The sequence below is a fragment of the Catellatospora coxensis genome (assembly GCF_016862635.1).
Lineage (GTDB): Bacteria > Actinomycetota > Actinomycetes > Mycobacteriales > Micromonosporaceae > Catellatospora > Catellatospora coxensis.
On sequence record NZ_BONI01000062.1, the window covers coordinates 1 to 25,789 of the forward strand.

Below are 25,789 nucleotides of genomic sequence, written 5' to 3' on the forward strand. Positions count from 1 at the left end.
AAGAGTTGCGGCGCGGGGGCGGGGCGCTGCGGCGCGGCTGCCTGGTGGTGTTCATGCGGGGTTCATCCATGGGATGAGCGCGGCTCACCCGGGCTACCTACGTTCCGGACGACGGCACACCCTGTCGACCCGACGTATGGAGGCAACTCCCATGAACGAATCCCGCCGCCGGCTCCCCCTGCTCGGCGGGGACGGCCACAGCGGAGGCAGCCGGTCGTCCATGACCTGCCTGTACCGCTGCGGCAACGCCTGTGACCACCCGGCCCCGAACACGTCGTCGAACGAGTACTTCGGCGACGTCGTGCAGGCCGAGGTGTCCCGGCGCGGCATGCTCAAGGCCGGCTCGGCCGGCGCGATCGCGCTCGGCTTCGCCGGTGCGGTAGCCGGCGCCACCGCAGCGACCCCGGCGTTCGCCGAGGCGGGCGGGGCCGGCGCGGCCGAGGAGTTCTCGCTGGAGGCGCTGACCCGCACGGGCAGGCCGACCGCGTTGACGTTCTCGCCGATCCCCCCGAACACGCTGGACAACCTGGTGGTGCCCAACGGGTACGACCACAACGTGATCATCCGCTGGGGTGACGAGGTCGTGCCGGGCGCGGCGGACTTCGACCCGGCGAAGCAGAGCGCGGCCACCCAGTCGAAGCAGTTCGGCTACAACAACGACTTCGTCGCGGTGCTGCCGCTGGGCCGCGACGGCGACCGCGCGCTGCTGGTCTGCAACCACGAGTACACCAACGAGGAGCTGATGTTCCCCGGGTTCGCCGGCCTGGACGGGCTCACCACCGACCAGATCCAGGCCACCATCGCCGCGCACGGCATGTCGGTCGTGGAGCTGGAGCGGGTCGGGCGCACCGGGCAGTGGGTCGTGGCCGGCAAGGGGCGGCGGCCGTACAACCGGCGCATCACCGGCCTGTCCACGGTCTTCGCGGTGACCGGCCCGGCCGCGGGCTCGGCGCTGCTGAAGACCGCCGCCGACCCGACCGGCAAGAAGGTCATCGGCACGTTCAACAACTGCGCCGGCGGCGTGACCCCGTGGGGCACGGTGCTGTCCGGCGAGGAGAACTGGAACCAGTACTTCGTCGGCGGCGACAGCGCGCCCGAGGAGGCCAAGGCCTCGCTGGCCCGGTACGGCGTCTCCACCACGGCCCGCTACCCGAGCGGCTCGCGCAAGTGGGACCGGGTCGACGCCCGGTTCGACCTGGCCGTGACCCCGAACGAGATCAACCGCCACGGCTGGATCGTCGAGGTGGACCCGTTCGACCCGGGCTCGACCCCACGCAAGCACACCGCGCTGGGCCGGTTCAAGCACGAGGGCGCGAACGTGATCGTCGCCGGCAGCGGGCACGTCGTGGCGTACATGGGCGACGACGAGCGGCACGACTACATGTACAAGTTCGTGTCGCACAAGAAGTTCACCCGCGGCGACTCGTACTGGGCCCGCAAGCAGAACATGTCCCTGCTGGAGTCCGGCGACCTGTACGTGGCGCAGCTCGGCTACACCAGCGCCGCCGAGATCGACGGCACCGGCAAGCTGCCCAGCGACGGCGCGTTCAACGGCACCGGCGTCTGGATCCCGCTGGTCAAGGACAACAAGCCGATGGTGCCGGGCTGGACCGTCGAGCAGATCCTGGTGCACACCCGCCTCGCGGCCGACCTGGTCAACCCGACCAAGATGGACCGCCCGGAGGACGTCGAGCCGAACCCGGTCACCGGCAAGATCTACGCCGCGCTGACCAACAACACGGCCCGCGGCACCACCGGCGGCCGCAACGCGCCGGCCGACGAGGCCAACCCGCGCAACGCCAACAAGCACGGGCACATCTTCGAGATCACCGAGGACGGCGGCAACCACACCGGCACCACGTTCACCTGGGCGGTCCCGATCGTCTGCGGTGACCCGGCGGACCCGTCGACCTACTTCATGGGGTACGACAAGACCAAGGTCTCGCCGATCTCCTGCCCGGACAACCTGGCGTTCGACGGCGCGGGCAATCTGTGGATCTCCACGGACGGCAACGCGCTGCTGTCCAACGACGGACTGTTCGCGACCGCGCTGAGCGGCCCGGAGGCCGGCCACCTCAAGCAGTTCCTCACCGTGCCCCGCGGGGCCGAGGCCTGCGGCCCGTTCATCAGCGTGGACAACAGGACGGTGTTCGTCGCCCCGCAGCACCCGGGCGAGATCAGCGGCGCGTCCATGGACAAGCCGGCCAGCACCTGGCCCGACGGCGACTACGCCAAGCCGGGCATCGTCGGCGTGTGGCGGCTCGACGGCCGCCCCGTCGGCAGCTGACCCTGCTCCTACCAGCGGCGCTCGCGGCCTTCGGGCCGCGGGCGCCGTTCGCGTCTAGGCTGACCGGCATGACCGAGAGCATGCCCCGGCTGGAGCTGTCCGGCATCGTGCTGGACTCGCCCGACGCGCAGGCGCTGGCCGCCTTCTACGAACGGCTGCTCGGCTGGGCCCGGGAGCAGGACGAACCCGACTGGGTCAAACTGCGCGGCCCCGGCGGCGGGCCGGGCCTGTCGTTCCAGACCGAGTCGGCGTACGCACGCCCGGTGTGGCCGGCCGGCCCCGGCGAGCCGCAGATGATGGTGCACCTGGACATCGCCGTCGACGACCTGGCGACCGCCGGGGCGCACGCCGTGGCCGCCGGCGCGACGCTCGCCGGATTTCAGCCGCAGGACGACGTCCGCGTCTTCCTCGACCCGGCCGGCCACCCGTTCTGCCTCTTCCTGTCCGACTGACCCACTACACGCGCCACCGTCGCGGTGCCTTCCCGGTCGACTGCCGGGCTGTGGACCGCCGAAGTGGGTCAGGCCGCGGCCGCACCGTGTGCGGCCGTCAGCGGGGCGTTGAGGGCCGCTTGAAGCGTGCGGGCAGTCGCGTGCAGCCGTTCCCGGATCATCGGCGCCTGCTTCACCAGGTCGACCGCCGGCAGCGCGCAGGCGACCACGAAGCGCTGCGACAGGTCGCCGGCCGTCTGCACGGACACCGACGCGCAGGCCACCCCCGGGCGGAACTGCCCGATCTCCACCTGCATGCCGCGGCGCATACCCGCCGCGATGTCAGCGTCGAGCGCCGTGTGCGAGCGCAGCGTGGCCTGGGTGAAGGCCCGCATGCCGTGCTCCTTGAGGTAGCGCTCGCGCTGCGCCTGGTCGAGCGTGGCCAGCAGGTTCTTGCCCAGCGCGGTCGCGTGCGCGCCCTCGTCGAAGCCGGGCACCAGGTCCTCGACGTGCGGCGAGCGGAAGCCCTCGGCCACGGCGGTGATCGCGATCCGGCCGTCGACGAAGCTGCCCAGGTAGTGGCTGTAGCCGATCTCGGCGCTGGCGCGGCGCAGCACCGTGCCGACCTCGGCGGGCCCGCGCATCGCGCTGACCAGCTCGCGGAAGCGATCGGCGACCGCGAGGCCCAGCGTGTACGCCCCGTCGGCGCGGCGCATCACGTAACCCTGATGGGCGAGCGTGCGCAGCATCCGGTACGCGGCGGCGATGGTGATGTCGCATCGGCGCGCGATCTGCTTGGGGGACAGCCCGGTGGGCGACTCGCCCACCACCTCCAGCACCCGCAGCGCTCGCGCCACGCTGCTGACCATGTCCGATGGCGGAACCGCTGAGTCTCGCACCGTCACCTCCATGCAGTCGCACCTACGATATGCAAATGCACGCCTGACGTGAAGAGGCCCGACGTAACGAAATCCCTCGATCCAATCTGGACAGCGGAGACCGTCACCCACCGGCACCTTCACCCGTCCCGCGACCCCGGAAAGTTCCCCCGGCCGCGCATCGCCACCCCCGCTCTTGATAGACGATGGCCTATGACATCGAGTGGTCGTAGATCGAACTCGATGTCATAGGCCATCGTCTATGACAAAACGGGGTGCGGCAGCTCAGCTGATGCGGTCGGCGATGACGTCGCAGAGGGACTCCAGCGCGTCGCGGGCCGCGTTGCGGGGCAGCCCCTGCAGCTGGGCGCGGGCCTGCTCGGCGTAGCCGCGTACGGTCTCCCGGGCCCGCTTGAGCGCCACGCTGTCGCGCAGCAGCTCCAGGGCCTCGGCGTGCAGCGCGTCGTCGGTGACCGGGCCGTCGGCGAGGATCTGGCGCAGCCGCACCGCGGCCGGGTCGCTGTCGTCGGAGGCCAGCGCGTAGAGCACGGGCAGCGTGGGCACGCCCTCGCGCAGGTCGGTGCCGGGGGTCTTGCCCGACTCCGTGGACTCGCTGGAGATGTCGAGCAGGTCGTCGGAGAGCTGGAAGGCCAGCCCCAGCGTCTCGCAGTACGTGGTGAGGGCCGCGGTGACGGCCGGGGACGCGCCGGAGAACATGCCGCCGAAGGTGCCGCAGGTCGCCATCAGCGACGCGGTCTTGCCGTCGAGCACCTTGAGGTGGTGCTCGACCGGGTCGGCGTCGCGCGGGCCCACCGTCTCGGCGATCTGGCCGTGCACCAGCTGCGCGAACGTCTGCGCCTGGATGCGCACCGCGTCGGGGCCGAGGCCCGCGGCCAGCTCCGCGGCGCGGGAGAAGAGGAAGTCGCCGACGAGGATGGCCAGCGAGTTGCCCCAGCGAGCGTTGGCGCTGGGCGTGCCGCGGCGCACCAGCGCCTCGTCCATGACGTCGTCGTGGTAGAGCGTGGCGACGTGGGTCAGCTCCAGCACCGTCGACGCGTCCACGAGTTCGGGCGCGGCGGGGTCGCCGAAGTGCGCGCAGACCGCGACCAGCATCGGCCGGAACCGCTTACCGCCGGCCTCCATCAGGTGCTTGGCGGCTTCGCTGACGAAGGGGTCCGCGGACTCGACGCACTCGCGCAGGCGGTCCTCCACCGACGCCAGGTGCGCCATCACCGAGGCTTCCAGGGCAGGGTCCTCGAACCGGACACCGGTGCTCCGGGCAGTACGACCGTTCACGCTGCTCACCACGTCCTCACGATGCCACATGGCTCTCACATGATCGAAGCTCCCCCCATACCCAGTGGACGGGTCGTGGGGGGAGCCTCGGATTTACGCCTACCTACCGGATGAAGTTGGACACGTCGGTCGTCAGGTCGAGCAGCGGACTCGGCCAGACGCCCAGCACCAGCGTGACCAGCACGCCGATCATCAGCGCGGTCGAGGTCAGCATGCCCGGGATGGAGACGCTCGGGGTCGTCTCACCGGGCTCGCTCAGCCACATCATGACGACGACCCGCAGGTACGGGAAGGCGAGGATGATGCTGCTCAGCACGCCGAAGAGCACCAGCCAGGTCTGGTCGCCGTTGATGCCCGCGCCGAACACCGCGAACTTCGCCACGAAACCGCTGGTCAGCGGGATACCCGCGAAGCCCAGCAGCAGGAAGGTGAAGACTCCGGCGAACAGCGGGGACCGCCTGCCCAGGCCCGCCCAGCGGGCCAGGTGCGTGGCCTCCCCGTCGGCGTCGCGGACCAGCGTGAGCATCGCGAAGGCCGCGATCACGAGGAAGCCGTACGCCACGAGGTAGAACAGCATGCTGCTCAGGCCCTGCTTGCCGCCGCCCAGCACACCGACCAGCAGGTAGCCGGCGTTGGCGATGGACGAGTAGGCCAGCAGGCGCTTGAGGTCCGTCTGGGTGACCGCGAGGATCGCGCCGATCAGCATGGTCAGCACCGCGATGACGCCGAGCACCGGCGTGAACTCCCAGCCGAGCCCGTCGAAGCCGACGTAGAGCACCCGGGCCAGCGCGCCGAACGCGGCGACCTTGGTGCAGGCGGCCATGAACGCGGTGACCGCGGTCGGCGCGCCCTGGTAGACGTCGGGCGTCCAGACGTGGAACGGTGCCGCGGCGGCCTTGAACAGCAGGCCGATGGACAGCATCGCGAGGCCGATGAACAGCAGGATCGGGCTGTTCGTCGAGCCGGTCACTGAGGCGTGGATCGTCCGGAAGTCGACCGCGCCGGCGAAGCCGTAGATCATCGCGAGGCCGAACAGGAAGAACGCCGAGGCGTACGCGCCGAGCAGGAAGTACTTGAGCGCGGCCTCCTGCGACAGCAGCCGCTTGCGCCGGGCGAGCGCGCAGAGCAGGTACAGCGGGAGCGAGAAGACCTCCAGCGCCACGAACATGACCAGCAGGTTGTTCGAGGTCACGAAGAGCATCATGCCGCCGACAGCGAAGATGGCCAGCGGGTAGACCTCGGTCGCGCCCGACTCCTTGGCCGCCTGCCGGCGGTCGAGTTCCGAACCGACGGTGATCGCGGCCTGGGCCACGAACGGGCCGCCGTTCTCCAGCGTGCGCTCACCGAACAGCAGCAGCGAGACGATCGCCAGCACCAGGATCGCGCCCTGCAGGAACAGGCCGGCCTGGTCGATCGAGAGCGACAGCGCCCCGGTCAGCGCGTTGGAGTCGGTCACGTCCGGCGCGTGCAGCAGCACGGCGACCAGCGCGGCGACCAGGGCCAGCAGGCCCAGCACCAGCTGCACGGCGTTGCGCGCCCGGCGCGGCACGAACGCCTCGACGAGCACCCCGAGGCACGCCGCGCCGAACAGGATCAGCATCGGCGCCAGGGCGGCGTAGTTCAGGTCCGGCAGGTTGACGGAAAAATCTTCGCCCATGGTCACTTTCCTGCTTCCACAGTGGAGGTGGCGGGCGCCGGGTCGGCCCGCTCCGGGGTGACCACGTCGGTCAGCGTGGCCTGCACCGCCGGATTGATCACATCGAGCACCGGCTTCGGGTAGAAGCCCAGCACGATCAGCAGCACGATCAGCGGGGCCACCACGATGCCCTCACGCAGCGACAGGTCGCGCTTCATCGGCGCGAGGTCGAGCAGTGCGGGGTTGGTGTTGCCCTGCGTGGTGCGCTGGATCATCCACAGCACGTACGCCGCGGCGAGGATGATGCCGATCGTCGCGATGACCGCCACCGGCTTGTTCACCGTGAACGTCCCGATGAGCACCAGGAACTCGCTGACGAACGGGGCCAGGCCCGGCAGCGCCAGCGAGGCCATGCCCGCGATGAAGAAGATGCCCGCCAGCAGCGGCAGCAGCTTGCCCGCGCCGCCGAAGTCGGTCACCAGCGTGCTGCCGCGGCGCGCCACGAACATGCCCACGACCAGGAACAGCAGGCCGGTGGCGAGACCGTGGTTGACCATGTACAGCACCGCGCCGGAGCCGGCCTGGTAGGTGAAGGCGAAGATGCCGACGCCGATGAAGCCGAAGTGCGCGATCGAGGTGTAGCTGACCAGGCGCTTGAGGTCCTTCTGGCCGATCGCCACCAGCGCCGCGTAGATGATGCCGATCACCGACAGGCCGATCGCCCACGGCGCGAACCAGCGCGACGCCTCCGGGAACAGCGGGAGGCAGTAGCGCAGGATGCCGAACGTGCCGACCTTGTCCATCACGCCGACCAGCAGCGCCGCGGCGCCGGCCGGAGCCGCCCCGCCGGCGTCGGGCAGCCAGGTGTGGAACGGGAAGAACGGCGCCTTGATGGCGAACGCGATGAAGAAGCCGAGGAACAGCCACCGCTGCACGGTGGTGGTGAACTCGACGTTGGTCAGCGTCTGCCAGTCGAAGGTGTGGCCGCCGTACACCCACATGCCGATGACCGCGGCCAGCATGAGCAGGCCGCCGACCAGCGAGTAGAGGAAGAACTTCACCGCGGCGTACTGGCGCTGCTTGGCCGGCACGTCGGTGCCGAACGAGCCGATGATGAAGTACATCGGCACCAGCATGACCTCGAAGAAGAGGTAGAACAGCAGCACGTCGGCGGAGGTGAAGGTGCCGATCATGGTGCCTTCGAGCGCCAGCAGCAGGGCGAAGTACGCCGGGACGCTGCGCTTGCTCTTCTCCGCGTCGTGCCAGCTGGCCAGGATCACCAGCGGCACCAGCAGCGCGATCAGCGCGATCATCACCAGGGCGATGCCGTCGACGGCGAAGCTGAACTTCGCGCCCCACGCCGGGATCCAGGTGTAGGACTCCTGCAGCTGCAGGCGCGGGCCGCCGGGCTTGTAGGCGACCCAGGTCGCCACGCCCACCGCCAGCACCACGATCGACCAGATCAGCGCCAGCCGCTTGGCCAGCTCCGGCTTGGCCCGCGGGACGAACGCGACCGTCAGCGCGCCGATCAGCGGCGCGAGGGTCAGGATTGACAGGTATTTCATCGTTATCCCATCCAGCCGAGCTGCACCGCGGCGAAGGCGCCGAGCACCAGCACCCCGCCGAGAAGCATCGAGAGCGCGTACGACCGCACGAAACCGGTCTGGAGCCGCCGCAGCCTGCCCGAGCCCCCGCCGACCAGCGCCGCGAGCCCGTTGACGAGCCCGTCCACGCCCTTGTTGTCGACGAAGACCAGTGCCCGGGTGAACCACTTGCCCGGCTTCTCGAACACGGCCTCGTTGAAGGCGTCGGTGTAGAGGTTGTTGCGGGCGGCGGTGACCAGCGCGCCGGCCGGCTGCGGCTCCAGCGCCGTGCCCTTGTTGAACAGCGCGTACGCCAGACCCGCACCCGCCACCGTCAGCGCCAGGCTGAGGACGGTGATGGTGGTGTGGGACAGCGTCGTCGGGTGCTCCTCGACCGGCGGGCCCAGCACGGGGGTGAGCCACTCCGCGACCGGGGAGGCCATCAGCCAGCCGGCGAAGATCGAGCCGAGCGCCAGCAGGATCAGCGGGATCGTCATCACCCACGGGGACTCGTGCGGGTGCTGGTCGACCGAGCCTTCCTTGGCGGTGGTCCACCGCTTCGGCCCGTGGAAGGTCAGGATGAACAGGCGGGTCATGTAGAACGCGGTCAGGCCCGCGCCGATCAGCGCCGCGAAGCCGTAGAGCCAGCCGGTCCAGCCGGGCCGCGCGAAGGCGGCCACGATGATCGGCTCCTTGGTGAAGAAGCCGCTCAGCGGCGGGATGCCGATGATCGCCAGCCAGCCCATCATGAAGGTGAGCCAGGTGATCTTCATGTACTTCCACAGCCCGCCGAAGCGGCGGATGTCCACCTGGTCGTTCATGCCGTGCATGACCGAACCGGCGCCGAGGAACATGTTGGCCTTGAAGAAGCCGTGCGCCAGCAGGTGGATGATGGCCAGCGCGTACGCGCCGCCGCCCAGCCCGACGCCGAGGAACATGTAGCCGATCTGCGACACGGTCGACCAGGCGAGCACGCGCTTGATGTCGTCCTTGGCCGAGCCGATGATGCAGCCCAGCAGCAGGGTGAGCGCGCCGACGCTGACCACGACCGTCTGCAGCGTCAGGTTCGCCGAGAAGATCGGGTTGGAGCGGGCGATCAGGTAGACACCGGCGGTCACCATCGTCGCGGCGTGGATCAGGGCCGAGACCGGGGTCGGGCCCTCCATCGCGTCGGGCAACCACGCCTGCAGCGGGAACTGGCCGGACTTGCCGCACGCGCCGAGCAGCAGCAGCAGGCCGAGCACCAGGATCGTCGTGCTGGGCAGCAGGCCGGCGTTGCTGAACACCACGTCGTAGTTGACCGAGCCGAGCTGGGCGAACATGACGAAGATGCCGAGCACCAGACCCGCGTCACCGACGCGGTTCATGATGAACGCCTTCTTGCCGGCGGTGGCCGCGGACGGCCGGCCGTACCAGAAGGAGATCAGCAGGTAGGACGCGAGACCCACGCCTTCCCAGCCGAAGTAGAGCATCACGTAGTTGTTGCCGAGCACCAGCAGCAGCATCGCCGCGATGAACAGGTTGAAGTACCCGAAGAAGCGGCGACGGCCCTCGTCGTGGGCCATGTAGCCGGTCGCGTACAGGTGGATCAGGAAACCCACACCCGTGATCAGCAGCACGAAGCAGGCGGTCAGCGGGTCGAACAGGAAACCGAAGTCCACCTGCAGCGAGCCGACCGGGATGAAGCTGTACAGGTCGAGCTGCACCGCCCGGTTGGGCAGGTCGCGCAGCTCGAAGAACATCGCCGCGCCGAGCACGAACGAGAACAGCACCGCGGCGCAGCCGAGCCAGTGGCCCCACTTGTCGGCCCAGCGGCCGGTCGTCAGCAGGATCAGGGCGCTGACCGCCGGAACGGCGATCAGCAGCCACATGTACGAAAGGATTCCGGTCGCGGGCGCGTAAGCGACCGCTGCCTGCAGTGCAGCGGAGGCGTCGCCAGCGCTAGCCTGTGCCGCCTCGGCGAGCATCAGAGTTGGTTGCATCTCCGCCTCAGTACTTCAGCAGGTTCGCGTCGTCGACGCTCGCCGAGCGTCGCGTGCGGAAGATCGACATGATGATGGCCAGACCGACGACGACCTCCGCTGCCGCGACCACCATCGAGAAGAAGGCCATGATCTGGCCGTCCAGGGTCCCGTTCATCCGGGCGAAGGTGACCAGTGCCAGGTTCGAGGCGTTGAGCATCAGCTCGATGCACATGAACAGCACGATGGCGTTGCGCCGGATCAGCACGCCGACGGCGCCGATGCTGAACAGCACGGCCGACAGCACGATGTAGTACATGGGGGTCATCGGGTCACTTCCCCTCGGTGTGCTTGTTGGCGATCTCGGCCGAGGTCAGCTCGCGCGTCGGCAGGATCGGCGAGATGCTCCGCTCGGCGGGGGTGCCGTCCGGCAGCTTCGCCGGGGTGGCCACCGAGGTGGAGTTCGCGAAGACACCAGGGCCCGGCTTGGGGCCGGGGTAGTTGCCCGGCTCGAAGCGCGCCTTCATCTGCGCGACCTGGCCGACCCGCTCGCCCTTTTCGCGCTCGCGGTGGGCCAGCAGCATCGCGCCGACCGCCGCGGTGATGAGCAGCGCCGAGGTGACCTCGAAGACCCAGACGTACGGGCCGAACAGCAGCCCGGCGATGCCCTGCACGTTGCCGTGCACGTTGGCCTTGTCCAGGCCGGCCACCGGCATGTCCCGGGTGGCCTGGAACACGCCGAGGCCGAGCAGGCCCGCCAGGCCCAGGCCGAGCAGGATCGCGACGACCTTCTGGCCGCGCAGCGTCTCGATCACCGAGTCGGACGCGTCGCGGCCGACCAGCATCAGCACGAACAGGAAGAGCATCATGATCGCGCCGGTGTAGACGATGATCTGCACCATGCCGATGAACGGACCGGCCTGCACGATGTAGAAGACGCCCAGGCTGAGCATGGTCAGCACCAGCCACAGCGCGGAGTGCACCGCGTTGCGCGCGATCACCATCCCCAGCGCGCCGATGACCGCGAGCGGGGCCAGCAGGAAGAAGGTCCACTTCTCCCCGCCGGACACCTCGGCCGCCGCGGCGAGCACCTGAGTCGAAAGCATCATCGGGTCTCAGCTCCCGCCGACGTACCCGGGTTCGCCGGGGCGCCCAGGTAGTAGTCCTTCTCGGTGTCGCCCAGCCGCATCGGGTGCGGTGGCTGCTCCATGCCGGGCAGCAGCGGCGCGAGCAGCTGCTCCTTCGTGAAGATCAGGTCCTGCCGGTTGTCGCGGGCCAGCTCGTACTCGTTGCTCATGGTGAGCGAGCGGGTCGGGCAGGCCTCGATGCACAGACCGCAGAAGATGCACCGGGCGTAGTTGATCTGGTAGTTGGCCGCGTACCGCTCACCGGGCGAGAAACGCTCCTCGTCGGTGTTGTCGCCGCCCTCGACGAAGATCGCGTCCGCCGGGCAGGCCCACGCGCACAGCTCGCAGCCGATGCACTTCTCCAGGCCGTCCGGGTAGCGGTTGAGGATGTGCCGGCCGTGGTAACGCGGGGCCGTCGGGTCCGGCTTCTCCGGGTACTGCGTGGTGACGGTCTTCTTGAACATGTGAGAGAACGTCACGCCGAAGCCCTTGACGGCATCCGTCATCGAACCCACGTCACACCTCCTCTTCGGTAGTCGCGGGCACGGTCTCGCGCTCGGCGGTCAGCCGCTTGGCGCGCGGGCTCACCGGCACCTGCAGGTCCATCGGCGGCAGCGGGAAGCTGCCCTCGGGGCGCCGGGCCACCTGCTCCTCGACGGGCAGGACCGGCTCCTCCTTCTTCTGCGGCCACAGCAGCGCCAGCAGCAGGATCACGCCGACCACGATGCCGGCGGCGAAGAGCTTGTCGAACTGGCTCATCGAGGACGACTTCTGCAGCGTCTTGATGCCGGCCAGGGTGAGGATCCACACCAGGTTGACCGGGATGAGGACCTTCCAGCCGAAGCGCATGAACTGGTCGTAGCGCAGCCGGGGCAGCGTGCCCCGCAGCCAGATGAAGACGAACAGCAGCAGCAGCACCTTGATGGTGAACCACAGCAGCGGCCACCAGCCGGAGTTGATGCCCGGCCAGAAGCCCTCGAACGACGTCGGCGCGCGCCAGCCGCCCAGGAAGAGGGTGGCGCACAGGCCGGAGACGGTCACCATGTTGATGTACTCGGCCAGGAAGAACAGCGCGAACTTCAGCGACGAGTACTCGGTGTGGAAGCCGCCGACCAGCTCCGACTCGGCCTCGGGAAGGTCGAACGGGGCCCGGTTGGTCTCGCCGACCGCCGAGATCGAGTAGATGATGAAGCTCGGCAGCAGCAGCAGGAAGAACCAGCTCGGCGCGGTGAACTCGAAGCCGAACAGGTTCACCGGGGAGCCCTGGGCCTGCGCGTTGACGATCTCCGAGGTGCTCATCGTGCCCGCGGTCATGAAGACGGCCACGAACGACAGGCCCATCGCGACCTCGTACGAGATCAGCTGGGCGCTGGAGCGCAGGCCGCCGAGCAGCGGGTACGTCGAGCCCGACGCCCAGCCGCCCAGCACGATGCCGTAGATGCCCATGCCCGAGCAGGCCAGCACCAGCAGCACCGCCACCGGGATGTCGGTCAGCTGCAGCGGCGTGCGCGTGCCGAACATCGACACGAACGGGCCGAACGGCATGATCGAGAACGCGGTGAACGCGCAGACCGTGGAGATCACCGGCGCGATGAAGAAGACCACCTTGTCCGCCTTCAGCGGCATGATGTCTTCCTTGAACGCCAGCTTCAGACCGTCGGCCAGCGACTGCAGCAGACCGAAGGGACCGTGCCGGTTGGGGCCGGGACGCACCTGCATCCGGGCCACCACGCGGCGCTCGTACCAGATGGTGAACAGGGTCATCACCACGAGGAAGACGAAGACGCCGACCACCTTGATGAGGACGATCCACCACGGGTCATGCCCGAAGTCGACCAGCGTCGGATCGCCGGTCGCGGGGTCCTCGGCGAGGAACCCGACGGGGGCGAGGATCATTTGCTTCCTCCGCTCACGGTCACGACCGCGCCCGGGTTCGCGCCGAGCGTGCGGCGCAGCGTGGAACCCGGGGAGTTGGTCGGCACCCAGACGACGTCATCGGCGATCTCGGTGATCGCGGCCGGCAGGGTGATCGCACCCCGCGCGGTCCCGACGGTCACCGGGTCGCCGTCGGCGACACCCAGCGCGGTGGCGCGGGCCTTCGACAGGCGCACCACCGGCGGGCGGGCGGTGCCGGCCAGCACCTCGTCGCCGTCGGTGAGGCTGCCCAGGTCGATCAGCTGCGCCCAGCTGGCCAGGATCGCCTCGTTCTGCTTCAGCGCGGGCGCGGCCGCGCCCACCTCGGCCGGCGCGGCCGGGCGCTGCTGGCCCGTCGCGGGCAGGCTGCCCAGCTCGCGGCGCACCGCCAGCACGTCGCCGGTGCCCAGCGTGACGCCCAGGCGGGCGGCCAGGGCGTCGAGCACCCGGGCGTCGGTCAGCTTCGCACCGGTGTTCGGGGTCTCCAGCGCCTGCTCGTAGGTGCGCAGGCGGCCTTCCCAGTTCACGTACGAGCCGGCCTTCTCGGCCGGCGCGGCCACCGGGAACACCACGTTCGCGCGCCGCGACACGGCGCTCATCCGCAGCTCCAGCGAGACCAGGAAGCCGACCTTGTCCAGCGCCTCCTCGGCGGCCTTCGGGTCGCTCAGGTCGGCCGGGTCGACACCCGCCACGACCAGCGCGCCCAGCTTGCCGGAGGCGGCCGCGGCCAGGATCGCGTCGGTGTCCCGGCCGGTCTGGCTCGGGATCACGCCCGCCGCGACGCCCCAGGCCGCCGACAGCTCGGCCCGCGCGGCCGCGTCGGCGACCGAGCGGCCACCGGGCAGCAGCGTGGGCAGGCAGCCCGCGTCGACCGCGCCGCGGTCACCCGCGCGCCGCGGCACCCAGGCCAGCTTCGCGCCGGTACGCGCGGCCAGGCTCGCCGCCGCGGAGAAGCCGCCGCGGACCACGGCCAGGCGCTCGCCGACCAGCACGATCGTGCCCGGCTCCAGCTCCAGGCCGGACAGCACCGCCGGCTCCTGGCCGGGCACGCACTCGGCCAGCGTCGCGCCGGCCTTCTCCGCGCCGCGGGTCAGGAACGGGGCCACCGAGGTGACCTTGAGCTTGCCCTTGGCCGCCGCCTTGCGCAGGCGGAGCAGGACGATCGGGCTCTCCTCCTCCGGCTCGAAGCCGACCAGCACCACGTGCTTGGCCTGCTCCAGGTCGGTGTAGGTGACCGACTGCTCGCCGACGACCGACGAGGCCAGGAACTCGGCCTCCTCGGCGGACAGCGGGCGGGCCCGGAAGTCGATGTCGTTGCTGCCCAGCGCGATGCGGCTGAACTTCGCGTACGCGTACGCGTCCTCGACGGTCAGCCGGCCGCCGGTCAGCACGCCGACGCCGTACGCGCCGTCCCGGGCGGCCCGCAGGCCCTCGGCCGCGACGGACAGCGCCTCGGTCCAGGAGGCCTCGCGCAGCTCGCCGCTCTCGGCGTCGCGCACCAGCGGGGTGGTGAGCCGGTCGAAGGCGGTGGCGTAGCGGAAGCCCCACCGGCCCTTGTCGCAGTTCCACTCCTCGTTGACCTGCGGGTCGTCACCGGCCATCCGGCGCAGCACCTTGCCGCGGCGGTGGTCGGTGCGCATGTCGCAGCCCGAGGCGCAGTGCTCGCACTTGCTCGGCGAGGACACCAGGTCGAACGGCCGGGCGCGGAAGCGGTACTGCTCGCTGGTGAGCGCGCCGACCGGGCAGATCTGGATCGTGTTGCCGGAGAAGTAGGAGTTGAACGGGACGTCGCCCGGCTCCGGGTCCTCCTGGTCGTACGCCAGCTCGTCGATCGTGCCGTGGTCGCGCGGGTGGCCGAAGCTCGCGTCGCGGTAGATGCCGATCTGCTCGGCCGACGAGCGGTCCATCAGGTCGATGAACTTGTCGCCCGCGATCTCCTCGGAGAACCGGGTGCAGCGCTGGCAGAGCACGCAGCGCTCGCGGTCCAGCAGCACCTGCGCGGAGATGTTGATCGGCTTCTCGTACTCGCGCTTCTCCTCGCGGAAGCGCGACTCCGGCCGGCCGACCTGCATCGCCTGGTTCTGCAGCGGGCACTCGCCGCCCTTGTCGCACATGGGGCAGTCCAGCGGGTGGTTGATGAGCAGCAGCTCCATCACACCCTCCTGCGCCTTGCGGGCGACCTCGGAGGTCAGCTGCGTGCGCACCACCATGCCGTCGGCCACCGTCTGGGTGCACGAGGCGACCGGCTTGCGCTGGCCCTCCACGTCCACCAGGCACTGGCGGCAGGCACCGGCCGGGGCCAGCAGCGGGTGGTCGCAGAACCGCGGGATGTCGATGCCCAGCCGCTCGGCGGTACGGATGACCAGCTCGCCCTTGGGCGCGGTCACCTCGATGCCGTCGATGGTGAGCGTGACGGTGTCGGTGTGCTTCTGTACTTCCTGGCTCATTGTCAGTGCGCTCCTGCCAGGGCGTGGGCGCTGAGCTTCGGCGCCTTGCGACCCTCGATGTAGTCCAGGTAGTCCTGCTTGAAGTACTGCAGGGAGGAGGTCACCGGGCTGGTCGCGCCGTCGCCGAGACCGCAGAAGGAGCGGCCCAGGATGTTGGCAGCGGTGTCCAGCAGGGTGTCCAGGTCCTCGAGCGTGCCCTCGCCGGAGAGGATGCGCCGGTAGACCCGCACCATCCAGTAGTTGCCCTCGCGGCACGGGGTGCACTTGCCGCACGACTCGTGGTGGTAGAACTCCAGCCACCGGTAGGTCGCGTAGACCGGGCAGTCCTGGTCGCTGAAGAGCTGGACGGCCGTGGTGCCCAGGATCGAGCCCGCCGCGGCGACCGACTCGAAGTCCATCGCGGTGTCGATGTGGTCACCGGTGAGCAGCGGCGTCGACGAACCACCGGGGGTCCAGAACCGCAGCTGGTGGCCGTCCTGCATGCCGCCGGCCAGCTCGATCAGCTCGCGCAGCGTGATGCCCATCGAGCACTCGTACTGGCCCGGGTTCTTCACCCGGCCGGACAGCGAGTAGATCATCGGACCGGACGACTTCTCCGTGCCCATCGTCTTCCACCAGGCGGCCCCGCCCAGCACGATGTACGGCACGCTGGCAATGGTGCCCACGTTGTTGACGACGGTGGGGCTGGCGTAGAGGCCGTGCGTCGCCGGGAACGGCGGGCGCAGGCGCGGCTGGCCGCGGAAGCCCTCCAGCGAGTCCAGCAGCGCCGTCTCCTCGCCGCAGATGTAGGCGCCCGCGCCGGAGTGCACCACCAGGTCGAGGTCGTACCCGCTGCCCAGGATGTTCTTGCCGAGGTAGCCGGCCTTGTAGGCCTCCTGCACCGCGTGGCGCAGCCGCCGCGCGGCCTGCACCGCCTCGCCGCGGATGTAGATGTAGGCGCGGTTGGCGCGGATCGCGTACGACGCGATGATGACGCCCTCGACCAGCGAGTGCGGGTCGTGCGACATCAGCGGCAGGTCCTTGCAGGTGCCCGGCTCGCCCTCGTCGGCGTTGACGACCAGGTAGTGCGGCTTGCCGTCGTTCTGCGGGATGAAGCCCCACTTGAGCCCGGTCGGGAAGCCCGCGCCGCCGCGGCCGCGCAGGCCGGAGTCCTTGATCAGGGCGATCAGGTCGTCCGGGTGCACGGCCAGGGCCTTGCGCAGGGCGGCGTAGCCGTCCAGGCGCTCGTACACGTCGAGGCGCCAGGCGTCGGGGGACAGCCAGCGCTTGGTGAGGACCGGGGTGAGCTTGGCCAGGGTGGCGGCACTTGGAGTGCTCACTTCGCCGCCTCCTTCGAGGGAGTCGGGATGGGCGTGTTGATGTCGAAACCGGCCGGGCTGATCCCGTGCTGCTGCGCCAGGCGCACGCCGCGCAGCGTCGAGTCGCCCGCCGGGCCGTCGGCGACCGCGCCCTCGCGCTCGTCGGCGAAGCCCGCCAGCTGCAACGCCGTCTCCTTCAACGAGCACAGGCGCGCGCCGCGGGTCGGCATCGGCCGCTGCCCGGCCTTGAGCTTGCCGACGACGTCGAGCGCGCTCTCCGGGGTCACGTTGTCGAAGAAGTCGTAGTTGACGGTGAGCACCGGGCCGTAGTCGCACGCGGCGAGGCACTCGGCGTGCTCCAGCGTGATCTTGCCGTCCTCGGTGGTCTCGTCGTGGCCGACGCCCAGGGTCTCCGACAGGGTGTCGTAGACCTCCTGCCCGCCGAGCACGTTGCACAGGGTGTTGGTGCAGACGCTGACCAGGTACTCGCCGGTCGGGCGGCGCTTGTACATGGTGTAGAAGGTGGCGACCGCGCCGACCTGGGCCTTGGTCAGGTTGAGCTGCTCGGCGCAGAACGACACACCGGCCGGGGAGACGTACCCCTCGACCGACTGGACCAGGTGCAGCATCGGCAGCAGTGCCGAGCGCTCCTTGCCCTCCGGGAAGCGCGCGATGATCTCGCGCGCCAGCTCCCGGGTCTTCTCGTCGAACACGTCCACCGACTGCTGCGGCGCTGTCATCGGTCACACCCACCCATCACCGGGTCGAGGCTGGCTCCACCCGCGATCACGTCCGCCAGCAGGCCGCCCTCGGCCATGGCCGGAATTGCCTGCAGGTTCACGAAGCTCGGCTCCCGCATGTGCACCCGGAACGGCCGGGTGCCCCCATCCGAGATCACGTGCGCGCCCAGCTCGCCGCGGGGGCCCTCGATCGGCACGTACACCTGGCCGGCCGGGACCCGGAAGCCCTCGGTGACCAGCTTGAAGTGGTGGATCAGGGACTCCATGGACTGGCCCATGATGTGCGCCACGTGCTCCAGCGAGTTGCCCAGGCCGTCGTTGCCGAGCGCGAGCTGCGCGGGCCACGCGATCTTCCGGTCCTCGACCATGATCGGGCCGGGCTTGAGCCGGTCCAGCGCCTGCTCGATGATCTTCAGAGATTCGCGCATCTCGGCGATCCGGACCAGGTAACGCGCGAACACGTCACCCTCGGGCTGGGTCGGCACGTCGAAGTCGTACGTCTCGTAACCGCAGTACGGCATGGTCTTGCGCAGGTCCCAGCCCAGGCCGGAGCTGCGCAGCACCGGGCCGGTGACGCCGAGCGCCACGCAGCCGGTGACGTCCAGCACCGCGACGCCCTTGGTGCGCGCGGTCCAGATCGGCTGGCCGGACAGCAGGTCCTCGTACTCCTTGATGCGCTTGGGCATGAAGTCGAGGAACTCGCGGATCTTCGTGATCGCGGTGTCCGGCACGTCCTGCGCGACGCCGCCCGGGCGCACGTAGGCCATGTTCATCCGCAGACCGGTGATCATCTCGAAGATGTCGAGGATGAACTCACGCTCGCGGAAGCCGTAGATCATCATCGACAGCGCGCCGAGCTCCATACCGGTGGTCGCCAGCCACACCAGGTGGGAGGAGATCCGGTTGAGCTCCATCATCAGCACGCGGATGGTGTTGGCGCGCTCGGTGACCTCGATGCCCAGCAACTTCTCCACCGCGAGGCTGTACGCCGTCTCGTTGAAGATCGGGGCGAGGTAGTCCATGCGGGTCACGAACGTGGAGCCCTGCGTCCAGGTGCGGTACTCCATGTTCTTCTCGATGCCCGTGTGCAGGTAGCCGACGACGAGGCGGGCCTCGGTGACGGTCTCGCCCTCCATCTCCAGCACCAGGCGCAGCACGCCGTGCGTGGACGGGTGCTGGGGACCCATGTTGACGACGATGCGCTCGTCGTGCAGCGGGTCGACGCCCGAGACGATCGAGTCCCAGTCGCCGCCGGTGACCGTGAAGACCTTGCCCTCGGTCGTCTCGCGCTCCTGCGCGTAACCAGCGTTGCTCATCGGTGCCTCCTGAAGGTGGCGCTTGCGGGACTCCGCTTCGCTTCGTTCCTCGCGCTCACCGGTACGCCCTCCGGCTGTCGGGCGGCGGGATCTCGGCGCCCTTGTACTCGACCGGCACGCCACCCAGCGGGTAGTCCTTGCGCTGCGGGAAACCGTCCCAGTCGTCCGGCATGAGGATGCGGGTCAGGTTCGGGTGGCCGTCGAAGATCACGCCGAACATGTCGTAGGTCTCGCGCTCCTGCCAGTCCGCGGTCGGGTAGACCGCGGTGACGCTGGGCAGGTGCGGGTCGGCCGCGGTGACCGCGCACTCCAGGCGGATGCGGCGGCGGTAGGTCATCGAGGTGAGGTGGTACACCACGTGCAGGCGGCGCTCCTCGGCGATGTAGTCCACGCCGGACACCGACGAGCACAGCTCGTACCGCAGCGACATGTCGTCGCGCAGGATCTGGCACACCTCGGCGATCTTCGCCGGGACGATGTGCAGGGTCAGCTCACCGCGGTCGATGACGACGCGCTCGATCGCGTCGGAGAAGCCCGGGTAGGCCTCCTCCAGCGCGTCCACGACCTCGTCGTACCAGCCGCCGTACGGCCGCTGCGCGTCCAGCTGCACCGGCCGCTTACGGACCAGGCCGCCGAAGCCGGAGGTGTCACCACTGCCGGTGACCCCAAACAGTCCTTCACCCTGTGTGGTCACCGGTGGTTCCCCCGCTCCATCCACTTCGTGATCCGCAGCTGCTCCTCGCGGCCCTCGGCCGCGGCCTGCTCCCACTCGGCGCGCAGCGCCTTGTTGTAGCGGTAGCTCGACGGCATCGCACCCGGGGCGACCACGGGCTTGCCCTCGCGCGCCTCCTTGGCGGCCAGCATCTTGCGGCCGCCGGCGCCCAGCGGCTCGGCGAGGATCTTGTCGTGCAGCTTGAGGATCGCGTCGAGCAGCATCTCCGGCCGCGGCGGGCAGCCCGGCAGGTACATGTCGACGGGCACGATGTGGTCCACACCCTGCACGATCGCGTAGTTGTTGAACATGCCGCCCGACGAGGCGCAGACGCCCATCGACAGCACCCACTTGGGGTCGGGCATCTGGTCGTAGATCTGGCGCAGCACCGGGGCCATCTTCTGGCTGACCCGGCCGGCCACGATCATCAGGTCGGCCTGGCGGGGCGACGCCCGGAAGACCTCCATGCCGAAGCGGCCCGAGTCGAACCGGGCCGCACCGGTGGCCATCATCTCGATGGCGCAGCAGGCCAGGCCGAAGGTGGCCGGCCAGAAGCTGGCCTTACGGGTCCAGTTGACGAGCCCCTGGACGGTGGTGAGCAGCACCCCGGAGGGGAGCTTCTCTTCGAGTCCCATGTCAGTCCCAATCCAGGCCGCCGCGACGCCACACGTAGGCGTACGCGACGAACACCGTGCCGATGAACAGAAGCATCTCGACGAAGACGAACCACCCCTGGAACGCGTCGAAGCTGACGGCCCAGGGGTAGAGGAAGATGATCTCGATGTCGAAGACGATGAAGAGCATCGCGGTCAAGTAGAACTTGATCGGGAAGCGTCCGCCGCCGACCGGCTGAGGGGTCGGCTCGATGCCGCACTCGTAGGCGTCGAGCTTCGCCTTGTTGAAGCGGCGGGGTCCGATGAAGGGCGCGGCCGTGACCGAGAAAAGCCCGAAGGCCGCGGCCAGCGCGAAGAGCCCAACGATGGGCACGTACGCGGAGAGCGACACCTGCCTACGTCCTTTCTTCCCGGTTGATGAGTGTTTCGCCTGCTTGCAGCTCGGATATGATCCTCGCCCCGCGGCCCGCTACACCGCGGGTGCCACGCGGGACATGGCATTGATGATCCGGTCCATGGAGTCGCCACCCCGCGGATCGGTGAGGTTCGCCAACAGCTTGAGCACGAACCGCATCAGCGTCGGGTGCGGCATCCCGTGCTTCGTAGCCACCTTCATGATCTGCGGATTGCCGATCAGCTTCACGAAGATCCCGCCGATTCGGTAATAACCACCGAACCGGCGCTTCAACTCGCTCGGGTACGCCTGCAGCGCCAGCTCCCGCGCCGGGCCCGCCGGGCGCGCCAGGGCCTGGATCAGGACCTCCGCGGCCAGCTGGCCGGACTCCATCGCGTACGCGATGCCCTCGCCGTTGAAGGGGTTGACCATGCCGCCCGAGTCGCCCACCAGCATCATGCCCCGCGTGTAGTGGGGCGTGCGGTTGAACCCCATCGGCAGGGCCGCGCCGAGGATCTTGCCGTCGGCGTTCTCCTCCGTCAGGCCCCACTCCTCGGGCGTGCTGCCGATCCAGTCGGTGAGCATGGTGCGGTAGTTCGTCGCCTGGTAGGCCTTCGACGAGTTCAGCACGCCCAGGCCCACGTTCACCCGGCCGTCGCCGAGCCCGAAGATCCAGCCGTAACCCGGCAGCTGCGCCGCGCCCGCCTCCCGGCTGCGCAGTTCGAGCCAGGACTCCAGGTAGTCGTCGTTCGCCTTGACCGGGCTGTGGTAGTAGCGGCGCACCGCGACGCCCATCGGGCGGTCCTCGCGCTTGGCCATGCCCAGCGCGAGCGCGAACCGGCCGGACACGCCGTCGGCGGCCACCACCAGGTGGGAGCGCAGCGTCCGGTCACCGTCTGGGGTGCGCACCTCGACGCCGACCACGCGGCCGTCGGTGTCCAGCACCGGGCCGGTGACGTTGTGGCCGGTGCGCAGGTCGGCGCCCGCGGCGACGGCGCGCTTGGCGAGCATGTCGTCGAAGTCCATGCGGGTGCGCACGAGGCCGAAGTCGGGGAAGCTGGCCAGGTCGGGCCAGTCCAGCTCCAGCCGCACGCCGCCGCCGATGACCCGCAGGCCCTTGTTGTGCAGCCAGCCGGCTTCGGGGCTCACGTCGACGCCCATGTCGATCAGCTGCTTGACCGCGCGCGGGGTCAGTCCGTCACCGCAGACCTTCTCCCGGGGGAACTCGGTCTTCTCCAGCAGCAGCACCTTCGCACCGTGCTTGGCAAGGTGATAGGCAGCAGCGGAGCCACCCGGACCGGCTCCAACGACGATCACATCCGCATCGACATCGGTCGGTGTCATGCTCACCTCCACCTCGGCCTTAACGCTCGTTCGGGGCTCGTGAAAGTCTTCACAAGCAAGTCCGGCGAGCAGTCTAGAACTGCACCCGCGACCCGTAGTGGTTAGGTGAACCTAAGTAAAGATCTGTGGCACGCGGAGCGTCGTTTCCGATTTGTCCGCCCGAGGTCGTCGAGACATTCACCGATACCCCTGTTTGATGGCCTCTCACGACGGCCATGGGCACCGCGACGACCTCGGCGTCCCCCATGAGCAGCACGCCCGCCGCAGGTGAGCTGCCGCTGACCGGCACCAAGATCTACACGGTGGCCGGCACCGGCGCCGCGATCATGCTGGCCGGCGCGATCCTGGTGCCGATCGGCCGCCGCCGTGCCTGACGGTCCAAGATCTGTTTCTGTGGACGCTGGACGTCGCTATGACAACCACAGGCGTCCACAAAAACAGATCTTGATGGCCGGTCGCCGCTCGCGGACAGTCCCCGGTCACCGCGATCCGGCAAGCTGACGGCGAAGTTCCAGCGCACTGGCGGGACACCTCAGGCAGGTGGAAGGGTGCGGGTGGCATCGCCGCACGGCTGCGCCTCGGGAAGCACGTTTCCCCCGGGCCGCGTGGTCAATTCGGGCCGCGTGGTCAATTCGGGCCGCGTGGCCTCGGCGGGCACCTCGGCACGCGCTGCCGCGCGGCGGGCCGCGGCGAGCCGGGCCGCTTCCTCCAGGTCGGCGACGCGCACCGGTGGTTCGCCGTAGCCGCCGCCGAGGACGCCGATCACCGCGCTCTCGTCATACCGCATGACTCGATCGTGCGGCGGCGCGGCGGGCCGTGTCCGGCGAACGCCCGGATCAGGCGGGCTTGACGGCCCGGTGCAGGGCCACGATGCCGCCGGTGAGGTTGCGGTACTTCACCTGCGACCAGGCGTTCTCGCCAATGATCTTGGCGAACTCGTTCTGGTTGGGCCAGGCCCGGATCGACTCGGCGAGGTAGACGTACGCCTCGGGGTTGCTGGACACCTTGCGGGCCACCGCGGGCAGCGAGCGCATCAGGTACTGCAGGTACACCGTGCGGAACGCGCCGTTGACGGGGTGCGAGAACTCGCAGATCACCAGGCGGCCGCCCGGCTTGGTGACCCGGGCCAGCTCGCGCAGCGCCGCCGGGGTGTTGGCCACGTTCCGGATGACGAACGACGTGGTCACCGCGTCGAAGGTGGCGTCGGGGAACGGCAGCGCGAGCGCGTCCCCGGCGACCAGCGGCACGTGCGGCCGGTCGCGGCGGCCCACCGCGAGCATGCCCAGGGACAGGTCGACGCCGACCACGTACGCCCCCGAGCGGGCCAGTTCCTCGGTGGAGACACCGGTGCCCGCGCCCAGGTCGAGCACCTTCTCGCCGCGCTTGAGGTTCAGCGCGGCCCGGGTGGCGCGACGCCAGCCCTTGTCCTGGCCGAACGACAGCACGGAGTTGGTCTTGTCGTACTTCTCCGCGACGCCGTCGAACATGGCGGCGATCTCGTACGGCTCTTTATCCAGGTCTGCGCGGCTCACATCGCCACTCTGCCAAACGCCGTCCGGGCGCGCTGCGGCGGCCGCCACACTGCGCTACCTGATCACCTGTGTCGCGTCCATGTCGACGCCGCCGTCACCGTCGCCGTCACCGTCGCGACCGGAACGCGCCCGCCACAGGTAGGCGGCTCCACCCAGCCCGACCAGGCCGAGCAGCACGACCCCGAAGCCGATCAGCATCATCCCGCTCAGCGTGGCGCTGCCGGACGTCCCCGGCCCGGACGGCTCGGCCACGACCGGGTCCGCCGACTCCTCGGCCACCGGCTCGTCCGTGATCTCGGGCGTCTCGCTCGGGGTCGCCGACGGGCTGGGCGACGGGGTAGCGGAGCGCGACGGCTTCGCCGACGGGGTGGGCGAGGCGCTCGGCAGCGGTTTGGTGACGCCGTTGAGCACGACGTTCGTGGCGTTGTTGCCCTTCTTCGGGTCGCACTCGCAGTTCACGGTGAACGAACCCGGAGCGGTGATCTTGCTTTCGATCCGCAGGTCGAGGTTGCGGTTGACGAACTCGCCGGGCTTCTTGAGGGCGATGTCCGCGCGCCAGCCGGCCCCGAGCTGGCAGCGTGCCGTGGTGCGGGAGGCGTTGAACTGGCAGTTCGTCCCGCCGTTGGCCCGGACGATCACCGCACCCGCCGGAGCCCGGTAGGTCAGCGTCACCGGGCTGGCTCCGATCGGGTCGGGGCCGTTGTCGGCCATGCCCAGCGGCACGCTCACGGTCTGCCCGATCGCGCCGTTCTGGCCGTCCCCCGACTGCACCTTGAGATCGGAGTCGGCCGCCCAGGCGGGTGACGCGACGACGCCCAGCCCGGCGAGCAGTGCCGTCAGCACCGTCGCGAACCTGATCACGTGCCGTTCCATCGCCGTCCTCCCACGGGTCGCCAACCCTGGACGGTAACCCCGCGCCCGGGACCGGCCCATAGGCCGATCAGTCACGCACCGGGTGGGGATGATCACGAGTTCGGGTCAGGAAGTGCGGTCCCACCCGACTTCCTGACCCGAAACACCGATCTTGCCGGCGAAGCGCCGGGCTCAGCGCGCCTCCACCAGCGGGAGCTGCTTGCCGACGCCGCCGCCCTCGATCGCGATCGAGGAGAAGTGCGAGGTCACGCGCTCGTCGGTGGGGTCGTCGGCCGGGGTCCAGTGCACGTTCAGGTGCCGGTACAGCGTGTCGCGCTGGGCCGGAATGCGCCCGGCGGTGCGGATGAGCTGGACCAGGTCGTGCAGGTTGGACCGGTGCTTGGCACCCGCCGAGGAGATGACGTTCTCCTCCAGCATGATCGAGCCCAGGTCGTCCACGCCCATGTGCAGCGCGAGCTGGCCGACGTCCTTGCCGGTGGTCAGCCAGGACGCCTGCAGGTGCGCGACGTTGTCGAAGAAGAGCCGGGCCACCGCGATGAGGCGCAGGTACTCCAGCGAGGTCGCCTGCGTACGCCCCTTGAGGTGGTTGTTCTCGGGCTGGTAGGTCCACGGGATGAAGGCGCGGAAGCCTCCGGTGCGGTCCTGCACGTCGCGGATCATGGTGAGGTGCTCGATGCGCTCGGCGTTGGTCTCGCCGGTGCCCATCATCATGGTCGCGGTGGACTCGACCCCGTGCCGGTGCGCCACCTCCATGACCTCCAGCCAGCGCGCGCCGGACTCCTTGAGCGGCGCGATCGCCTTGCGCGGCCGGTCGGGCAGCATCTCCGCGCCCGCGCCCGCGATGGAGTCGAGCCCGGCCGCCTTGATGCGCACGACGGCGTCCTCGATGGAGACGCCGGAGACCTTGGCCATGTGCAGGATCTCGCTGGGCCCGATCGAGTGGATCATGAGCTGCGGGAACGCCTGCTTCACCGAGGAGAACAGGTTCTCGTAGTAGTCCACGCCGTAGTCGGGGTGGTGCCCGCCCTGCAGCATCACCTGCGTCGCGCCGAGCTCGACCGCCTCGCCGCAGCGGCGCAGGATCTCGGCGGTGTCGTGGGTCCAGCCCTCGCTGTGCTTGGGGGCCCGGTAGAAGGCGCAGAACTTGCACGCCGTCACGCACACGTTGGTGTAGTTGATGTTGCGATCGATCAGGTACGTGACCACGCCGTCCGGGTAGCGGCGGCGGCGCACCGCGTCTGCGGCCTCACCGAGCGCGTGGAACGGCGCGTCGGTGTACAGCAGCAGCGCCTCCTCGGAGCTGATCCGGCCGCCGTCCGCGGCCCGCTGCACGATGCTGTCGATCTCCCGGTTCGCAGTCACGCCACCGAGACTATCGGGTCGCCGCCGTGCCTGATCTGGCTGGT

At 69.7% G+C, this 25,789-nt stretch carries 23 protein-coding genes and 1 pseudogene; 3 read left to right on the forward strand and 21 right to left on the reverse strand.

Annotated elements, in window-relative coordinates; all coding sequences use genetic code 11:
* Positions 1–151: 151 nt before the first annotated feature.
* Both Cco03nite_RS29750 and Cco03nite_RS29755 read left to right on the forward strand, forming a co-directional pair.
* Entirely contained in the window at positions 152–2,287 is a 2,136-nt protein-coding gene (locus Cco03nite_RS29750; protein WP_203696070.1) for a PhoX family protein, read from the forward strand.
* Between the two features lie 68 nt (positions 2,288–2,355).
* Positions 2,356–2,739, forward strand: a complete 384-nt coding sequence (locus Cco03nite_RS29755; RefSeq protein WP_203696072.1) for a VOC family protein — start codon at positions 2,356–2,358, stop codon at positions 2,737–2,739.
* Positions 2,740–2,807: 68 nt separating this feature from the next.
* Here Cco03nite_RS29755 and Cco03nite_RS29760 read toward each other — a convergent pair whose 3' ends face one another.
* From Cco03nite_RS29760 to Cco03nite_RS29840, 17 genes and pseudogenes are all read right to left on the reverse strand, one after another.
* A complete protein-coding gene (locus Cco03nite_RS29760) occupies positions 2,808–3,617 on the reverse strand; it encodes an IclR family transcriptional regulator (protein WP_373314358.1) in 810 nt (269 codons plus the stop codon).
* 264 nt (positions 3,618–3,881) lie between these two features.
* On the reverse strand, positions 3,882–4,922 hold the full coding sequence (locus Cco03nite_RS29765) for a polyprenyl synthetase family protein (protein ID WP_203696076.1): 1,041 nt from the start codon (positions 4,920–4,922) through the stop codon (positions 3,882–3,884).
* Between the two features lie 73 nt (positions 4,923–4,995).
* Positions 4,996–6,549, reverse strand: coding sequence for an NADH-quinone oxidoreductase subunit NuoN (gene nuoN / locus Cco03nite_RS29770; RefSeq protein ID WP_203696078.1), 1,554 nt, complete (start codon positions 6,547–6,549; stop codon positions 4,996–4,998).
* A gap of 2 nt (positions 6,550–6,551) precedes the next feature.
* On the reverse strand, positions 6,552–8,093 hold the full coding sequence (locus Cco03nite_RS29775; protein ID WP_203696080.1) for an NADH-quinone oxidoreductase subunit M: 1,542 nt from the start codon (positions 8,091–8,093) through the stop codon (positions 6,552–6,554).
* A gap of 2 nt (positions 8,094–8,095) precedes the next feature.
* Positions 8,096–10,078, reverse strand: coding sequence for an NADH-quinone oxidoreductase subunit L (gene nuoL / locus Cco03nite_RS29780; protein ID WP_203696172.1), 1,983 nt, complete (start codon positions 10,076–10,078; stop codon positions 8,096–8,098).
* A gap of 22 nt (positions 10,079–10,100) precedes the next feature.
* On the reverse strand, positions 10,101–10,400 hold the full coding sequence (nuoK, locus tag Cco03nite_RS29785) for an NADH-quinone oxidoreductase subunit NuoK (protein WP_203696082.1): 300 nt from the start codon (positions 10,398–10,400) through the stop codon (positions 10,101–10,103).
* A 4-nt stretch (positions 10,401–10,404) separates the two neighbouring features.
* Positions 10,405–11,178 (reverse strand): NADH-quinone oxidoreductase subunit J, encoded by a 774-nt coding sequence (locus tag Cco03nite_RS29790; protein ID WP_203696174.1) that lies wholly within the window; start codon positions 11,176–11,178, stop codon positions 10,405–10,407.
* On the reverse strand, positions 11,178–11,705 hold the full coding sequence (nuoI, locus tag Cco03nite_RS29795) for an NADH-quinone oxidoreductase subunit NuoI (RefSeq protein ID WP_373314360.1): 528 nt from the start codon (positions 11,703–11,705) through the stop codon (positions 11,178–11,180). Before nuoI ends, Cco03nite_RS29790 begins: the two co-directional genes overlap by 1 nt.
* A gap of 10 nt (positions 11,706–11,715) precedes the next feature.
* Positions 11,716–13,095, reverse strand: coding sequence for an NADH-quinone oxidoreductase subunit NuoH (gene nuoH / locus Cco03nite_RS29800; protein WP_203696086.1), 1,380 nt, complete (start codon positions 13,093–13,095; stop codon positions 11,716–11,718).
* Positions 13,092–15,560: an NADH-quinone oxidoreductase subunit G gene (locus Cco03nite_RS29805; RefSeq protein ID WP_203696088.1), complete on the reverse strand. Its 2,469-nt coding sequence runs from the start codon at positions 15,558–15,560 to the stop codon at positions 13,092–13,094. Before Cco03nite_RS29805 ends, nuoH begins: the two co-directional genes overlap by 4 nt.
* 2 nt (positions 15,561–15,562) lie before the next feature.
* On the reverse strand, positions 15,563–16,879 hold the full coding sequence (gene nuoF, locus Cco03nite_RS29810) for an NADH-quinone oxidoreductase subunit NuoF (protein WP_203696090.1): 1,317 nt from the start codon (positions 16,877–16,879) through the stop codon (positions 15,563–15,565).
* A gap of 26 nt (positions 16,880–16,905) precedes the next feature.
* Positions 16,906–17,577, reverse strand: a pseudogene (nuoE, locus tag Cco03nite_RS29815) (NADH-quinone oxidoreductase subunit NuoE); the annotation flags it as partial.
* Positions 17,578–17,594: 17 nt separating this feature from the next.
* Positions 17,595–18,914: an NADH-quinone oxidoreductase subunit D gene (locus Cco03nite_RS29820; protein ID WP_203696092.1), complete on the reverse strand. Its 1,320-nt coding sequence runs from the start codon at positions 18,912–18,914 to the stop codon at positions 17,595–17,597.
* 55 nt (positions 18,915–18,969) lie between these two features.
* On the reverse strand, positions 18,970–19,632 hold the full coding sequence (locus Cco03nite_RS29825) for an NADH-quinone oxidoreductase subunit C (protein ID WP_239167769.1): 663 nt from the start codon (positions 19,630–19,632) through the stop codon (positions 18,970–18,972).
* Positions 19,605–20,261 (reverse strand): NuoB/complex I 20 kDa subunit family protein, encoded by a 657-nt coding sequence (locus tag Cco03nite_RS29830; protein ID WP_203696096.1) that lies wholly within the window; start codon positions 20,259–20,261, stop codon positions 19,605–19,607. Before Cco03nite_RS29830 ends, Cco03nite_RS29825 begins: the two co-directional genes overlap by 28 nt.
* Before the next feature lies 1 nt (position 20,262).
* Positions 20,263–20,631 carry an NADH-quinone oxidoreductase subunit A gene (locus Cco03nite_RS29835; protein WP_203696097.1) on the reverse strand — a complete coding sequence of 123 codons (369 nt, stop codon included), beginning with the start codon at positions 20,629–20,631 and terminating at the stop codon, positions 20,263–20,265.
* 78 nt (positions 20,632–20,709) lie between these two features.
* Positions 20,710–21,978 carry a geranylgeranyl reductase family protein gene (locus tag Cco03nite_RS29840; RefSeq protein ID WP_203696099.1) on the reverse strand — a complete coding sequence of 423 codons (1,269 nt, stop codon included), beginning with the start codon at positions 21,976–21,978 and terminating at the stop codon, positions 20,710–20,712.
* A gap of 245 nt (positions 21,979–22,223) precedes the next feature.
* Here Cco03nite_RS29840 and Cco03nite_RS29845 point away from each other — a divergent pair, with 245 nt between their 5' ends.
* Entirely contained in the window at positions 22,224–22,352 is a 129-nt protein-coding gene (locus Cco03nite_RS29845; RefSeq protein WP_203696101.1) for an LPXTG cell wall anchor domain-containing protein, read from the forward strand.
* 158 nt (positions 22,353–22,510) lie between these two features.
* Here Cco03nite_RS29845 and Cco03nite_RS29850 read toward each other — a convergent pair whose 3' ends face one another.
* The 4 genes from Cco03nite_RS29850 to mqnC all read right to left on the reverse strand — a co-directional run bounded on the left by Cco03nite_RS29850 (position 22,511) and on the right by mqnC (position 25,745).
* Positions 22,511–22,765: a hypothetical protein gene (locus Cco03nite_RS29850; protein WP_203696102.1), complete on the reverse strand. Its 255-nt coding sequence runs from the start codon at positions 22,763–22,765 to the stop codon at positions 22,511–22,513.
* 49 nt (positions 22,766–22,814) lie between these two features.
* Positions 22,815–23,510 carry a demethylmenaquinone methyltransferase gene (locus Cco03nite_RS29855; RefSeq protein WP_203696104.1) on the reverse strand — a complete coding sequence of 232 codons (696 nt, stop codon included), beginning with the start codon at positions 23,508–23,510 and terminating at the stop codon, positions 22,815–22,817.
* 54 nt (positions 23,511–23,564) lie between these two features.
* Positions 23,565–24,383: a hypothetical protein gene (locus Cco03nite_RS29860; RefSeq protein ID WP_203696111.1), complete on the reverse strand. Its 819-nt coding sequence runs from the start codon at positions 24,381–24,383 to the stop codon at positions 23,565–23,567.
* 171 nt (positions 24,384–24,554) lie between these two features.
* Positions 24,555–25,745 carry a cyclic dehypoxanthinyl futalosine synthase gene (gene mqnC / locus Cco03nite_RS29865; protein WP_203696114.1) on the reverse strand — a complete coding sequence of 397 codons (1,191 nt, stop codon included), beginning with the start codon at positions 25,743–25,745 and terminating at the stop codon, positions 24,555–24,557.
* Positions 25,746–25,789: the final 44 nt, after the last annotated feature.

What these genes read in the sequence shown, in the direction of transcription:
- Cco03nite_RS29750 (WP_203696070.1), top strand. Translation starts at nt 152, where the DNA reads ATGAACGAATCCCGCCGCCGGCTCCCCCTGCTCGGCGGGGACGGCCAC.
- Cco03nite_RS29755 (WP_203696072.1), top strand. Translation starts at nt 2,356, where the DNA reads ATGACCGAGAGCATGCCCCGGCTGGAGCTGTCCGGCATCGTGCTGGAC.
- Cco03nite_RS29765 (WP_203696076.1), bottom strand. Translation starts at nt 4,922, where the DNA reads ATGTGGCATCGTGAGGACGTGGTGAGCAGCGTGAACGGTCGTACTGCC.
- nuoN (WP_203696078.1), bottom strand. Translation starts at nt 6,549, where the DNA reads ATGGGCGAAGATTTTTCCGTCAACCTGCCGGACCTGAACTACGCCGCC.
- Cco03nite_RS29775 (WP_203696080.1), bottom strand. Translation starts at nt 8,093, where the DNA reads ATGAAATACCTGTCAATCCTGACCCTCGCGCCGCTGATCGGCGCGCTG.
- nuoL (WP_203696172.1), bottom strand. Translation starts at nt 10,078, where the DNA reads ATGCTCGCCGAGGCGGCACAGGCTAGCGCTGGCGACGCCTCCGCTGCA.
- nuoK (WP_203696082.1), bottom strand. Translation starts at nt 10,400, where the DNA reads ATGACCCCCATGTACTACATCGTGCTGTCGGCCGTGCTGTTCAGCATC.
- Cco03nite_RS29790 (WP_203696174.1), bottom strand. Translation starts at nt 11,178, where the DNA reads ATGCTTTCGACTCAGGTGCTCGCCGCGGCGGCCGAGGTGTCCGGCGGG.
- nuoI (WP_373314360.1), bottom strand. Translation starts at nt 11,705, where the DNA reads ATGACGGATGCCGTCAAGGGCTTCGGCGTGACGTTCTCTCACATGTTC.
- nuoH (WP_203696086.1), bottom strand. Translation starts at nt 13,095, where the DNA reads ATGATCCTCGCCCCCGTCGGGTTCCTCGCCGAGGACCCCGCGACCGGC.
- Cco03nite_RS29805 (WP_203696088.1), bottom strand. Translation starts at nt 15,560, where the DNA reads ATGAGCCAGGAAGTACAGAAGCACACCGACACCGTCACGCTCACCATC.
- Cco03nite_RS29820 (WP_203696092.1), bottom strand. Translation starts at nt 18,914, where the DNA reads ATGAGCAACGCTGGTTACGCGCAGGAGCGCGAGACGACCGAGGGCAAG.
- Cco03nite_RS29830 (WP_203696096.1), bottom strand. Translation starts at nt 20,261, where the DNA reads ATGGGACTCGAAGAGAAGCTCCCCTCCGGGGTGCTGCTCACCACCGTC.
- Cco03nite_RS29840 (WP_203696099.1), bottom strand. Translation starts at nt 21,978, where the DNA reads ATGACACCGACCGATGTCGATGCGGATGTGATCGTCGTTGGAGCCGGT.
- Cco03nite_RS29845 (WP_203696101.1), top strand. Translation starts at nt 22,224, where the DNA reads ATGAGCAGCACGCCCGCCGCAGGTGAGCTGCCGCTGACCGGCACCAAG.
- Cco03nite_RS29850 (WP_203696102.1), bottom strand. Translation starts at nt 22,765, where the DNA reads ATGCGGTATGACGAGAGCGCGGTGATCGGCGTCCTCGGCGGCGGCTAC.
- Cco03nite_RS29860 (WP_203696111.1), bottom strand. Translation starts at nt 24,383, where the DNA reads ATGGAACGGCACGTGATCAGGTTCGCGACGGTGCTGACGGCACTGCTC.